We start from the raw sequence: 13858 nt of genomic DNA on the forward strand, positions 1-13858 counted from the left end.
GATACTTCTTTCCTGCAAATATATCATATTTACGGAACTCACATTGTAAAGAGCCATTTACCAGTTGGATTTTCTTAGAAGGCTTCAATCCTATTTTGTCAAAACACTCTTTTTTATAGCTGAGTATCCATGCCGAATAGCCCATAAATACATGCTTCAACCGTTCACCTATATTTTCATACAAGCCGAACAAATCTTCGGGCTTTATTCTTTCACCATAAGGAGGATTCGTAACCAAAATAGCATTCTCGGATGGAGCCTCTGTATAGCTCTCAAAAGGCATCACTTTCAGGTCAATACTTTTATCTAATCCGGCATTCTTTACATTCTTCGCAGCAATAGCAATAGCCTCGGATGAGATATCCGAACCATATATCTTATGCTTAAACTCCCGCTCTCCTGAGTCATCGTTATATATCGTTTCAAACAAGTCTGCATTAAAGTTTTTCCACTTCTCAAAAGCAAAATTCTGACGATAGATTCCCGGAGGCACATTCATGGCTATCATTGCAGCCTCTATCAGCAAAGTACCCGAACCACACATCGGGTCTATAAAGTCAGACCCTCCGCGCCAGCCTGTTTTAAGTATCATTCCCGCAGCCAGCACCTCGTTCAAAGGAGCTTCTGTTTGAGCAACACGGTAACCTCTTTTGTGTAAAGACTCTCCCGAACTATCGAACGAAAGGGTACACTTATCATGAGCTATATGAAAGTTAATTAACAAGTCGGGGTTTTCTACATTTACCGAAGGACGTTTCTCCGTCCTCTGCATAAAATAGTCGGCAATAGCATCCTTTACGCGATATGCAACAAACTTAGAGTGTGTAAAGTAGTCCGAAAAAGTTATTGCGTCTATAGCAAAAGTACTATTTTCCGTAAGATGCTCAAACCAGTTCATGGCTTTTACCTTCTTGTATATATCATCAGTCGTCTTTGCTTTAAACTCATAGACAGGACGAAGTATACGAAGAGCAGTCCGGCACTGTATGTTAGCCTTATACATTAAAGCAAGGTCTCCTTCGAAGGAAACCATACGCTTGCCTATCTCAAGATTGTTTGCACCTAAGCCTATTAATTCTTCGGCCAACACATCTTCTAGTCCCGCCATTGTTTTGGCGATCATTTTAAACTCTCTTTTTATCATCCTTTATAATTTCAACTTCTTAGATTTTCCTTTCGACTCGTTATGGAAAGCATCTACAGCCGTTACAACATATTTATATTCTTTAGCTCCTCCTTCATAAGGGAGCACTATACTTTTCTGCCTTGTGATAAAAACAATATTCTGAGCATTCTCCAGGTTTTCCTTTTCTCCTTTTGCAAAACGATAAACAACATAATATTGAGCTGTCTCCGGATCATATTTATCTGACTTTGCATCCCATTGCAATGTATGAGTAGTTGCAGTAAACGACTCTTTCAAGTTACTCACCTTTTTGGGCTGCTTCTTGTACATATGCGTATATGCAGGGATAAGAGCGGGATATTTGTGATAATTAGATTGCAAACGGCTAGCTATTCCCTTATAGTTGTCCAATAGTTCATAAGCAGGCCAGAAACAATTTCCATGCACTGTGGCAAAACTGCGAGACAGAAGCATTTTCTCTGTCAACTGATTGTCTCCCGAAGGCTGAGTTGTTGCATCCATTGTTCTCTTTATATCCTGACCAATATAGAGAGGTTGTCCGAAATTATTATTCGCCCACCATTCTATCAATGTTTTATAATCTGCAGCATTATGTCCTATTTCCCAATATATTTGAGGCATATTATAATCTATCCACCCATTTTTCACCCATAGCTTAACGTCAGCATACAAGTCGTCATAATTTTGCAATCCACTGGTATTACTTCCCGAACCATCAGGTGTACTTCTCTTATTCCTATATATTCCAAAAGGGCTGATACCAAATCTCACCCATGGCTTTGTAGTCTGTATGGTATGCTTCACATCTTGTATCAACAGATTCACATTGTTGCGACGCCAGTCTGCTCGCTGATTCTGAGAGAAGCCTTGCTGCCTACCGTATGTATTGAAACTGTTATCATCGGGGAAAGACTGCCCTGCGACAGGATAAGGGTAGAAGTAATCGTCCATGTGAATAGCATCTACCTCATAGCGCATGACTATATCTTTAACGACATCACAAATAAATTGTCGGTTGGCAGGAATACCCGGATCAAAATATATCTTATTGTCATATTTCACAAAACGTTCAGGATATTTATGATAAATATGATTTTTGGAAAACACATCGCTGGTTCCCGACGATACACGGTAAGGATTCAACCAGGCATGTAATTCCATATTTCGCTTATGACACTCATCTACAAGAAAGGCCAAAGGATCGAAGCCTCCATCGGGAGCTTTCCCTTGTATCCCTGTAAGGAAAGCACTCCACGGTTCAAGATCTGATTTGTAAAAAGCATCGGCATAAGGACGAGCCTGAAATATAACAGCGTTGATGCCATCAGCCTGCATTTGATCTAATATATTTGTAAAGTATGCCTTCATCTGAGATGAATTCATGGTCTTATATCTCGATTGCCAAGCAGTGCTCAACCATGCGCCCCTAAACTCCCTTTTGGGATGGGAGATATCGGAGAATTTCACACGTTGTTTCTGAGAACCGCAAGATGATAATAAAATTATAGTAATTGTTAGTATAGAAAAAAGAAGGGCTTTGTTCTTGTACATTGTAACATTATTTAATTATGCATCTACAAAAATAGGAATAATAACTAGAATAAATACTTTACTTTTGTCTATATCAAACGAAATTACAGTGAAATATCTATTATTTTATGTGCTTCTTTTTATTTCATCCTGTTCTATTGCCAAGGAGCCGTTAAGAATCGGAGTAATTACAGACACCCACTATCTGTCGGAACAATTGATGGAAGAAGGGCAAGCCTTAAATGATTATATAGCTTCCAGTGGCAAGAATATCAAGTATGTACCACAGGTTCTCGATAAGGTGCTAAATGAGTATCTTAACAGTGATATACAAGTACTGCTTATTTGCGGCGACATCACCAAAGACGGAGAAAAATTAAGCCATCTCGACTTCCTGAAAAAGCTAAAACCGCTACAAGATAAAGGAATCAAAGTATATGTTATCCCCGGCAACCATGATATTAATATGCCAAATGCTTCGGAATATAAGGGAGACAAAAAGTTACCTGTAGCAAACATTTCTCCCGATGACTTTGCGTCGATCTACAAAGATTGTGGCTATAGCAATGCGCTGAAAAGAGATGATAATTCATTAAGTTATGTCGCTTCTCTCGATGATCAAACATGGCTTCTCGCCATTGATGCAGCCAGATATAAAGAGTATACAACAGGCAGCATAACAGCTGGAAAAATCTCTCCCGAAACCGAAAGATGGATACTTGAGATCTTAAGAGAAGCCAAACAAAAGAATAAACAAGTAATAGGTATGATGCACTGGGGCTTTGCAGAGCATATCATGTATCAGTCTTCATTCTTTAAAGACTACCTTGTAGAAGATTATCAAAGATTAGCAAACCTGTTTGCAGACAATGATTTAAAAGCTATCTTCACAGGGCACTTTCATTCGAATGACATCACAGCCTTTACCTCCGACAAAGGCAATGTGATATATGATATAGAAACCGGTACTTTATCAGCCTATCCATTCTCTTATCGTTTTGTGGAACTGGATGCTAACGGTATGAAAATAAGAACTGAAAATGTGACATCAATACCCGGCAACTCCAATCTGGCGGAAGAGGATAAACAGCGAATGCTTAAACTATCTACTGCCCTTGCTAAAAGTAAGATCAACAAACTAGGATATAATCTTTCGGAAGAAACATCGGGTCTCTTTGCCGATATAATAGGACAAATATTTATCAAACATGCTTATGGAGACGAAAAGGTTGACAAATCCTTAAAAGAGTCTCTTGAAAAACTATCTGAAGCAACGGATATCCCAATCAATATGAATGAAATAGAGTTGGATTTCCCACCAGAAGATAATAACCTATATATTAAGTTTTAGAAATGTTGGAATTATCATTATATCCCGACCTAGTAGAAGCAGGATGTGACGAAGCCGGAAGAGGTTGTCTGGCGGGAGCCGTATTTGCAGCGGCTGTTATATTACCCAAAGGATTTATCTGTGAAAAGCTGAACGACTCAAAACAACTAACCGAAAAAGAAAGGTATGCATTACGTCCTCTTATCGAAGAGCAAGCTCTGGCTTGGGCTATCGGCATTGTGGATCAGAAGGAGATAGATGAGATCAACATACTGAATGCTTCGTTTCTTGCTATGCAACGAGCTGTAGCAAACCTAAAGACACGTCCACAACATTTATTAATTGACGGTAATCGCTTCCGCAAATACGAAGATATTCCACACACGTGTGTTGTAAAAGGAGATGGCAAGCTATTGCCTATTGCTGCGGCATCAGTATTAGCTAAAACATACAGAGACGACTACATGCTTAATTTACACAGAGAATATCCGCTATATGATTGGGATCACAATAAAGGATATCCGACAAAAAAGCATCGTGAGGCAATAGACAAACATGGTGTCACACCTTATCACAGGCTAACATTCAATTTAACCGACAAGCAGTTGAAGTTAGACTTCTGATTATTGAGGCTTAGATATCTTAATGCCTACTTTCTCTATACCGCTCAAGGTCTGATCTCGCATACCGTGCTCTATCTTGATACGGTAGTTTCGCTTTTCCTTAAAGGTAATTTCTCCGAAAGGGAGGGAAGATTGATACAATGTGCCAAACCCTGATCCCTGCCATTTACCAAGTTTATCAGCCAGCAGAAATTCTTTAGATGTATCAACGAATACAGAGTCAGCATCTATATTTGACTGAACAAAAAACCAGATATTCTGATAAGGATAACTCACGCTATTGGTAACCTCTATTGTAAGATCATAAGGCTTATTCAGTTCGAAAAGCGTAGAATCTATATCAAACACAAGCGTATCGTTTTGTGCCCATGCCTCATCCTTCAGTTCATGAAAATGATAGTATATCTCCTGCTTGTCACAGGAGATATTTATAAAGGTTAGCAACATAACACATAACGCAAAAAAAACTTTATGCTTCAGGCTTCTTCTGTTCCGAGTTTCCATTGCGGTTCGATCTGTTTCTGTTGTGTCTGTTTTTATTTTTATTCCGATTCGGGTTCGGATTCGAATTTTGATTCGGATTGGGATTACCTTGAGAATTGGCTTCAGCTTGTTGTTGCGGCCTGTTATTATTTCCTCCCTGAACTTTATTTATTTGAGGCTTACTATTCGGCTGATTATTAGCCGGCTGCACATTTCCCGGTTTAGGATTTTCCCCTTTATTGTTTTTTACAAATTTCTTTTTCTTATTATTACGGTTATTGCCATTTCCATTATCATCAAAGCGATTGATATTTTCTTGCAATATATCATGTGAGGTTGGTTTCTCGGTTTGCTCTTGAGATTCCATAGCCAGATGCAGAGGTCTGTCTCCTCTCTTATTCATCCTTATAACATCAAAAACCCTGTCTTTAGGTAAAGAGATAAGGTTCGCCGCAAAATTCTTATCTGTGGAATAGGTCATTGTCCCCGAAAGTATGTCGGTCTTGAAATGATAATAAGACGAATCTTTTGTCTCAAGGATTACTTCGCGTGATGGCAATTTTCGTTGAGCCTCCACGTAAGTATCTACTTCAAAATTGAGACAACATTTGAGTTTACCACATTGCCCCGCCAATTTCTGAGGATTTAGCGGAATATCTTGCAATCGAGCGGCAGATGTAGACACCGAGATAAAGTTAGACATCGAACTAGAACAACAAAGTTCTCGCCCACAAGGGCCAATGCCACCCACTCTACCGGCTTCCTGACGTGCTCCGATCTGCTTCATTTCTATTTTCACACGAAACTCGGAAGCATATACTTTTATCAACTGACGAAAGTCGACACGCTCGTCCGCTATATAATAAAAAATAGCCTTGTTCCCATCTCCTTGATATTCGACATCACTGATCTTCATCGCAAGATTAAGTTCTTCGGCTATCTCTCTCGAACGAAGCATCGTTTTATGTTCTTTCGATTTAGCGTCTTCCCATTTCTCAATATCGTTTTGTTTAGCTATACGGTAAATACGCTTAGTCTCTCCACGATAGTTATTCTTTAGCATTTGAAGTTTCACCAGTTTGCCTGTAAGCGTTACTTCTCCAATATCGTGTCCCGGTGTGGCTTCTACAGCAACGATATCTCCTCTGAATAGTTCTATATTATTACTGTTGAGATAATAGCCTTTACGTGTATTTTTAAATTGAACCTCAACCATCTGCGATTCGCCCGGTATCTCCGGAAGATCTTCAAGCCAATTATAAACTTCCAATTTGTTAGTACCGCTGCAACATCCGCCTTTTTTAGACTGACAACCGCCTCCCGATTGGCAACCACAGCCGCCTCCCGACTGACAGCCGCAACCTCCACCGGATTGACAACCACACGTTTTAGTTACCGCCTGCTTCTGCGATTCGCTAGTAGCAACTGTAACAAGTGCCTTTCGGTTTGCCCTGGCACAAGTACACCCTATCGGTGTTTTGCAAGTGCCCTGACAGTCCATGGCAGGATTAAATGTATTTTGATTTGAATCCATTGTTATTCATTTTAATTAATTAAGACAAAGCCCCTTTTCTAGCTTTGTGGGTTTATATTTATTGTTTAATCAGCATTGTTATTTTCAAACAAAGATCGAAAAACACCATCTTGGCGTTTACATTTTGTTCTATATGTCTTTCTGCCAAAGCCAGTTCATCCATAAAACCTACAATATTACGTTCATTGATAAACGGCGCAAAGCGTATTCCGAAATTAGCCTCATCCTGAGCTAAATAGGTAATTTCGGGCTGATGCAAGTTACTTACAAAATATTCGCGAACCATGCGCTGACTATATATCAGGAAGCTTTTTTGATTCTCCCGTCCTATTGCTGCCAATTCATTACCGATGGTTTTTATTTCCTTTATGTTACGAGCATAAGAAGCTCTCATCATCTGCACAAACAGATTGAAAAAAAACTTATGTTCTTCGTTCAGGCTGATCGTTTCCACAGCCTTCAGGTAACTACCTTTCGATAAATGTGCAACAGTAGCTGCATCATCAGGCAAGATATTATATTCAGATTCGAGAGCCTGCACAATATCACTTTCGGCTACGCCATGCACATTGATACGCTGACAACGAGACTGAATAGTTGTTATAATATTATCCGGCGTATCGGATACAAGCAGAAATATAGTATTATCTGTCGGTTCTTCTATAATCTTCAGCAACTTATTTGCACAAGACTCATGCATCTTTTCGGGAAGCCAGATAATCATTATCTTATATTTAGCTTCATATATACGAAGGCTCAACTTACGCAGAATCTCCTCGCTTTCCTTAGCATAAATAAGCCCTTGAGAGTTTTCGGCATCTATATGATCTAACCACTGGGTAAGGTTAAAATAATAGTTGTGTTGCTTTACAAATTCTCTCCAATCGGCTATATAATCATCACAAACCTCTTTTTTCTTCGCTGCTTTCTTTACGATAGGAAAAACAAAGTGAAGATCGGGATGAGTCAAATGAGCATATTTGACGCAAGATGCGCATTTTCCGCACGAATCGTTATCCGTCGGATTTTCACAGTTAAGATATTGGGCGTAAGCTAACGCTAAAGGGAATTTACCGACTCCCTCAGGTCCGCAAAAAAGCTGAGCATGGGGAATAAGCCCCTTCCTTGCCGATGTAACAAGCCTCTCTTTTACTTCACTCTGCCCTACAATATCTTTAAAAAACATTCTTTTTCAGTTATCTGTCACACATCAAAAGTAACAAACCTTTAGAAACATAAAAAATTAATATTCAAATATTTATTTTCAAAAGGTGACAAAAGTGACAGAATAAACGTCTATTTTGTTGTTACTTTATTGTTACCTTTTTTATAAGAACTCTCTTATATAGAGATAAATTCTAGTAAATCTCTTTAGCAATACGTCTTACACTCTCCGTTGCAAGCAAAGAATAAAAGTGTATACTAGGAACTCCATATTCAATAAGCTCCTTAGACTGCTTAATACCCCACTCTATTCCAACTTCTTTTGCGTCGTCATCGGTCTTACATTTTCTTAGTTCAACGGCTAACTCCTCTGGTATGCTCGAACGGAATATTCTTGGCAATACTTCCAACTGGCTCATCAAAACAATAGGCTTTACACCCGGTATGATAGGCTGGGTAATTCCGGCTTCTCTACATTTCTCTACAAACGAGAAATACTTCTGATTGTCAAAAAACATTTGAGTTACAAAATATTCTGCACCATTGTCTGCTTTTTGCTTCATATAGAAAATATCAGATTCTGCGCTGACCGCATCTTCATGAACCTCCGGGTAGCATGCCATTCCATAAGAAAAAGGAGTCGCATTTTTTTCGAATAAGCTTCCATCTGCCGCAATACCTTCATTGAAGTTATTCACCTGTAGCTGAAGATCTGTCGCATATTCATTTCGGTTAGGATATATCTGCTCTGGCGCAAGTCGTTTTGTATCTCCTCTAAGCAACAGCAAATTTTGCACATGCAGGAAGTTGAGATCGATAAGCGCATATTCAGTTTCCTCCTGAGAGAACCCTTTGCATATCATGTGCGGAACAGCTGTCACATTGTATTTGTGCTGAATAGAAGCCGCAATAGCCACAGAACCCGGACGCTTGCGTATATTCACCCTTTTTACTGTACCATCGGGCATTTGCTGATCGAGGTACTCGCTATGGTGAGTTGTTATATTTATATACTGAGGATCAAACTCAATTAGCTTATCTATTATATTATATACTTTCTCTACATTGTTCCCCTTCAACGGAGGAAGAATTTCGAAAGAGAAAGCGGTTTTATCACTTTTATTGATTAATTCTGTAATAGTCATATTTTTTACTTGAAAAAGATTCTGATTATATCATTTCCATTTGCCACCACAAGCAAGAGCAATAAGAAAATCATACCTACCATCTGGGCTCTTTCCATAAACTTTTCGTTCGGTTGCCGTCTTGTAATGACTTCGTACAACAAGAACATGATATGGCCGCCATCCAGAGCAGGAATAGGCAATATATTCATAAATGCAAGAACGATAGATAGAAACGCAGTCATCGACCAGAAAGCATGCCAGTCCCATGCAGGTGGGAAAAGGTTACCAATTCCGGCAAAGCCACTCAAATTTTGTACTCCTTTAGAAGAAAACACAAAACGCATCTGAGCTACGTAGCCTTTCAGCGTTTCCACACCAAGAACTGCACCTGACGGTATCGCTTTCAAGAAACTAAACTTATCTGTCTTAACATCGTATATAGGACTTACACCACCTATCCCTATTTTATTTTCATCGTTTACCAAGACTTTCACTGTTGCGGTTAGTGAGTCTCGCATATAAGTGATTGCTATATATTTTCCTTTATTTTCTTTTTTAGAGATTTCTCCCGAAAGCTGCATCCAAGATGTCACATTATTTCCGTTTACAGACAGGATACTATCCCCTTTTTGTAAACCGGCCGCTTTAGCAGCATCGGAAACTGTATCCAGACGTGTTGATGTCCAATAATAATATGGCGGTTGCAGGTCTTCAGCACCAATAACATTTTCTGCAAATTTTTCGGGCATGGTCAAAGTCACCTGTTTGCCTTCGCGTTCTACAACAACCTGCTTCGCATCAAGGAATTGCATAAAGGTATTCATGTTCAACACGCCACTGCGGTTGTTCATATCCTTGCCATCTATGCTAAGAATGATATCACGTTCTTGGTATCCGCCCAATTCTTTTGCCGTCTGAGAAAATGTCATACCATTTTTCACCGACTTTACAGGGATGTAAGAGTCTCCCCACGAAAACAGGATTATTCCATATATGATTATTGCTAATATAAAGTTAAACAGCACTCCGCCAACCATCACCAATAGTCTCTGCCATGCCGGTTTGGAACGAAATTCCCAAGGCTGTGCAGGCTGCGCCATCTGTTCCTTGTCCATAGACTCATCTATCATTCCCGATATCTTCACATAGCCACCTAGGGGCAACCAACCGATACCATACTCTGTATCGCTGTTTTTGGGTTTAAATTTAAACAGCGAGAACCATGGATTGAAGAAAAGATAGAACTTTTCGACTCTTATTTTGAAAAGGCGGGCAAAAAGAAAGTGCCCGAACTCGTGTATAACAACAAGTATAGATAAACTTAATATTAGTTGTAACGCCTTAATTAAAATAGTTTCCATTAAAAATTATTATAGTGTTATTTGATAAACTCTTTTGCTATATAGCGAGCCTCTGTGTCTGTCTGCACATAGTCGTCATACGTTGGGGTATCTACAAAGCATACCTTCTGCATCGTTTTTTCTATCACGTCGCTCATTTCCAAAAAGCCGACTTTGTCGTGCAAAAATGCCTCAACAGCGATCTCATTCGCAGCATTCATTATGCATGCCATATTTCCTTTGAGCCTTGCCGCCTCAAAAGCAAAAGCCAGATTACGGAATCTGTCTGTATCGGGTTTTTCGAAAGTCATTGTTTGCAGCTTAAAGAAATCAAGCCTTTCAAAATTCGATTTTAACCGTTTGGGATAAGCAAGTGCATATTGTATCGGAAGGTGCATATCCGGCAAGCCCAGCTGAGCAATAATAGACGCATCTTCGAACTGCACCATAGAATGGATGATTGATTGGGGATGCACCACGACTTCAATCTGGTCGGGTTCGACACCGAATAGCCATTTGGCTTCTATCATCTCCAAGCCTTTGTTCATCAACGAGGCTGAATCGATAGTCACCTTTGCACCCATATCCCAGTTGGGATGCTTTAGGGCTTCTTTTTTAGTAACGCTTTGCAGCTGCTCTTTCGAATGTTTACGAAATGGCCCACCCGAAGCAGTTAATAATATTTTTTCTATTTGAGAATTCTCCCCATTCAGGCACTGGAATATCGCAGAATGCTCTGAATCGACAGGGAGAATAGGTACTTTATTTTCGATAGCCAGATTTGTGATTAATTCTCCGGCTACAACGAGAGTCTCTTTGTTGGCAAGCGCAATCGCCTTTTTTGCTTTGATTGCATTTATCGTAGGTTTCAAGCCCGAATAACCCACCATGGCTGTCAACACCATATTGATAGGTTCGCTCTCTACCACTTGGGCGATAGCATCACATCCACACCAAACCTTTAGAGGAAGATCAGATAAAGCATCTTTTACATACGCATACTTTTCCTCATTGGCAATCACTACTACCTCGGGCATAAACTCCCGAGCCTGCGCAATTAGTAAATCTGCATTATTATTGGCTGTAAGTGCATATATCTCAAACTCGTCTTTGTGTTCCCTGATCACATCAAGAGCCTGTGTTCCTATAGAGCCGGTAGAGCCAAGTATTGCAATATTTCGTTTCATGTATATTCTATTTCTTGTCTGGGCTTTTATTAAAAAGCTATATAATCTTCAGGGTTTACAGGATTTCCTTTATACCAAAGCTCAAAGCCAAGAACTAAATCAGCATTGTCTTTAGCCTTGCCATCACCGATAACGGCAATCGCTTCTCCGGTACGAACTTTATCCCCTACTTTTTTTAGAAGTAACGTATTGTTCTTATAAATTGAGACAAACCCATTTTTATGTTGAATTTGCATAGTATATCCTGTTGTAAAATCATAACCCGAGAAAACAACTGTACCTTCAAGTACTGCCAAAACAGTTTCCTGAGATGCTACTTTCAGATTAATACCATATCGGTCGTTTGACGGATTGAATTTACTAATTACCAATCCTTTCAATGGCTTAAAGAAAACAACTCCTTCCATAGGACCCGAAGCAGTAGGAGAGATAACGGATAAATTATACCGTTCCTTATCCTCATAGCGATCTACAAAGACTTTCTCTTTCTCTGTCCTTTTCAACAACGGATCATTTTCCGAAACGGATATCGTATCGGTTATTTTCACAGAATCAACATCCAGAACGCCGGTAAAAACATTCTTCAGATTATTGATATATGCCTCCTGATAGTTGAGTTGTTGCTGTAGCGAATCAACCCTGATAGCAGCTCTCAGAGCCTTTTCTCTGACTTCAGCATCGAGATATCCGGGCAGATAATATCGTATAGGTGTAGCGATAATGAGAAACGAGGTAATAGTAACGAGAGATATAGCAAATAACAGAAACAACACACATCCTGAAAACATGGATGCCTTTATGCTCCATACTTCCTCAAGTGTATTTTCGTTCATTACAGAAAGACGGTACTTGAAATGTAACCGCTTCCATATATCATGTTTGTTCTTTTTCTTCTTAACCATTCATTTTTTTGATCACGCTACTACTGATGGTGTGCCTATAAACTTTGCACACAAGACACACTATAGACCAAGCTACAAATTTAAGAAAAAAAGCGATATACCTTTACCTGAAGCCACACAAGATTAGGTCAAATAGTCCTTTTTTTAAATATTTAATTCAAAATGATTACAATCTTATTTTTTTTAGCTATTTTTGCAGCCTGCATTTTAGTGAAATAACGTGATTTTATTACATGCAGCTATAATAATTACATTTGTTATAAGTTTAATATGAGTCTATTAACTGATAAGTTGTATCGGTATGACGCAGCACGAAATACACGAGCTGCAGGTATTTACCCTTATTTTAGAGAAATCCAAAGCGACCAGGATACAGAAGTTGTTATCAACGGGAAAAAAGTATTGATGTTCGGGTCAAATGCCTATCTGGGGCTTACTAATCATCCAAAAGTAAAAGAAGCAGCAATCAATGCTACTAAAAAATACGGAACGGGCATGGCCGGTTCCCGTTTTTTGAATGGGACATTAGATATCCACGTAGAACTAGAAAAAAAGCTGGCTAAATTTGTTGGAAAAGAAGATGCTATCGTTTACTCCACAGGATTTAACGTAAACCAAGGTGTTATTTCATGTATCACCGGACGTGAAGATTATATCTTATGGGATGAATTGGATCACGCTTCTATCATAGAAGGTGCACGAGTATCTTATTCTACCAAACTCAAGTTCCGTCACAACGATATGGATTCTTTGGAAAAGCAACTTCAAAGATGTGAACCGGATAAGGTTAAACTAATCGTTATTGATGGTGTGTTCAGTATGGAAGGGGATGTGGCACATCTTCCTGAAATAATTGAATTAGCAAAAAAATATAATGCAAGTGTAATGGTTGACGAAGCACACAGTCTAGGTGTGTTAGGAAGCGATTATAGTGGAAAAGGACTTGTCGATCAATGTGGACTTGTCGATGATGTCGAGCTCATTATGGGAACTTTCAGTAAATCGCTAGCTTCGATTGGCGGCTTCATTGCAGGTAACGAAATAATACTTGATTATCTACGTCACAATTCCCGTCCATATATCTTTACCGCGAGTGCTACTCCTGCTGCAACAGCTGCAGCCAGCGCAGCATTGGATATCATAATATCTGAGCCGGAAAGAATAAAAGCATTGTGGGATATTACGCATTATGCATTAGATGGCTTCCGTGAGCGCGGATTTGAAATAGGGCACACATCTACACCTATTATACCTCTATTTATCAGAGATAATGAGAAAACATTCCTGATTACAAAACTTCTTTTCGAAGAAGGCATATTTGTAAATCCTGTAGTATCTCCGGCTGTTGCGCCAAGCGATACTTTGATTCGCTTCTCACTGATGGCTACGCACACAAAAGAGCAGGTAGACATTGCTTTTGAGAAAATAGAATCAATATTCAAAAAAATGGGAGTATTATTACATGCAAAAGCCTAAAAAAGGGTAGAGCAA

11 protein-coding genes and 1 pseudogene are annotated in these 13858 nt (G+C 39.3%); 3 read left to right on the plus strand and 9 right to left on the minus strand.

Annotated elements, in window-relative coordinates; all coding sequences use genetic code 11:
• Positions 1 to 10 precede the first annotated feature (10 nt).
• A pseudogene (locus tag QOX35_RS10960) lies at positions 11 to 1123 on the minus strand (THUMP domain-containing class I SAM-dependent RNA methyltransferase); the annotation flags it as partial.
• Positions 1124 to 1147: 24 nt separating this feature from the next.
• Entirely contained in the window at positions 1148 to 2698 is a 1551-nt protein-coding gene (locus QOX35_RS10965; protein ID WP_283686920.1) for a glycoside hydrolase family 10-like protein, read from the minus strand.
• An 88-nt stretch (positions 2699 to 2786) separates the two neighbouring features.
• Between QOX35_RS10965 and QOX35_RS10970 the strand changes: the two genes are divergently transcribed.
• Both QOX35_RS10970 and rnhB read left to right on the plus strand, forming a co-directional pair.
• Positions 2787 to 4028, plus strand: a complete 1242-nt coding sequence (locus QOX35_RS10970; protein WP_283686921.1) for a metallophosphoesterase family protein — start codon at positions 2787 to 2789, stop codon at positions 4026 to 4028.
• 2 nt (positions 4029 to 4030) lie between these two features.
• Positions 4031 to 4630, plus strand: a complete 600-nt coding sequence (gene rnhB / locus QOX35_RS10975) for a ribonuclease HII (RefSeq protein ID WP_283686922.1) — start codon at positions 4031 to 4033, stop codon at positions 4628 to 4630.
• Here the strand turns inward: rnhB and QOX35_RS10980 are convergent, their stop codons facing one another.
• The 7 genes from QOX35_RS10980 to QOX35_RS11010 form a co-directional block, all read right to left on the minus strand.
• Positions 4631 to 5134 (minus strand): gliding motility lipoprotein GldH, encoded by a 504-nt coding sequence (locus tag QOX35_RS10980; RefSeq protein WP_283686923.1) that lies wholly within the window; start codon positions 5132 to 5134, stop codon positions 4631 to 4633.
• A complete protein-coding gene (locus QOX35_RS10985) occupies positions 5100 to 6647 on the minus strand; it encodes a PSP1 domain-containing protein (RefSeq protein WP_135103418.1) in 1548 nt (515 codons plus the stop codon). The genes QOX35_RS10980 and QOX35_RS10985 overlap by 35 nt, the downstream gene beginning before the upstream one ends.
• Before the next feature lie 58 nt (positions 6648 to 6705).
• Positions 6706 to 7833 carry a DNA polymerase III subunit delta' gene (holB, locus tag QOX35_RS10990; RefSeq protein ID WP_283686924.1) on the minus strand — a complete coding sequence of 376 codons (1128 nt, stop codon included), beginning with the start codon at positions 7831 to 7833 and terminating at the stop codon, positions 6706 to 6708.
• 172 nt (positions 7834 to 8005) lie between these two features.
• Complete coding sequence (locus tag QOX35_RS10995; protein ID WP_135103415.1) at positions 8006 to 8956, minus strand: methylenetetrahydrofolate reductase; 951 nt, start codon at positions 8954 to 8956, stop codon at positions 8006 to 8008.
• Positions 8957 to 8961: 5 nt separating this feature from the next.
• Complete coding sequence (gene rseP / locus QOX35_RS11000) at positions 8962 to 10299, minus strand: RIP metalloprotease RseP (protein WP_283686925.1); 1338 nt, start codon at positions 10297 to 10299, stop codon at positions 8962 to 8964.
• A 17-nt stretch (positions 10300 to 10316) separates the two neighbouring features.
• Positions 10317 to 11465 carry a 1-deoxy-D-xylulose-5-phosphate reductoisomerase gene (locus tag QOX35_RS11005; protein WP_135103412.1) on the minus strand — a complete coding sequence of 383 codons (1149 nt, stop codon included), beginning with the start codon at positions 11463 to 11465 and terminating at the stop codon, positions 10317 to 10319.
• Between the two features lie 29 nt (positions 11466 to 11494).
• Positions 11495 to 12367: a murein hydrolase activator EnvC family protein gene (locus QOX35_RS11010; RefSeq protein ID WP_283686926.1), complete on the minus strand. Its 873-nt coding sequence runs from the start codon at positions 12365 to 12367 to the stop codon at positions 11495 to 11497.
• A gap of 270 nt (positions 12368 to 12637) precedes the next feature.
• Between QOX35_RS11010 and spt the strand changes: the two genes are divergently transcribed.
• On the plus strand, positions 12638 to 13843 hold the full coding sequence (gene spt, locus QOX35_RS11015; RefSeq protein ID WP_135103410.1) for a serine palmitoyltransferase: 1206 nt from the start codon (positions 12638 to 12640) through the stop codon (positions 13841 to 13843).
• Positions 13844 to 13858: the final 15 nt, after the last annotated feature.

Source organism: Dysgonomonas sp. Marseille-Q5470 (assembly GCF_951230145.1).
GTDB lineage: Bacteria > Bacteroidota > Bacteroidia > Bacteroidales > Dysgonomonadaceae > Dysgonomonas.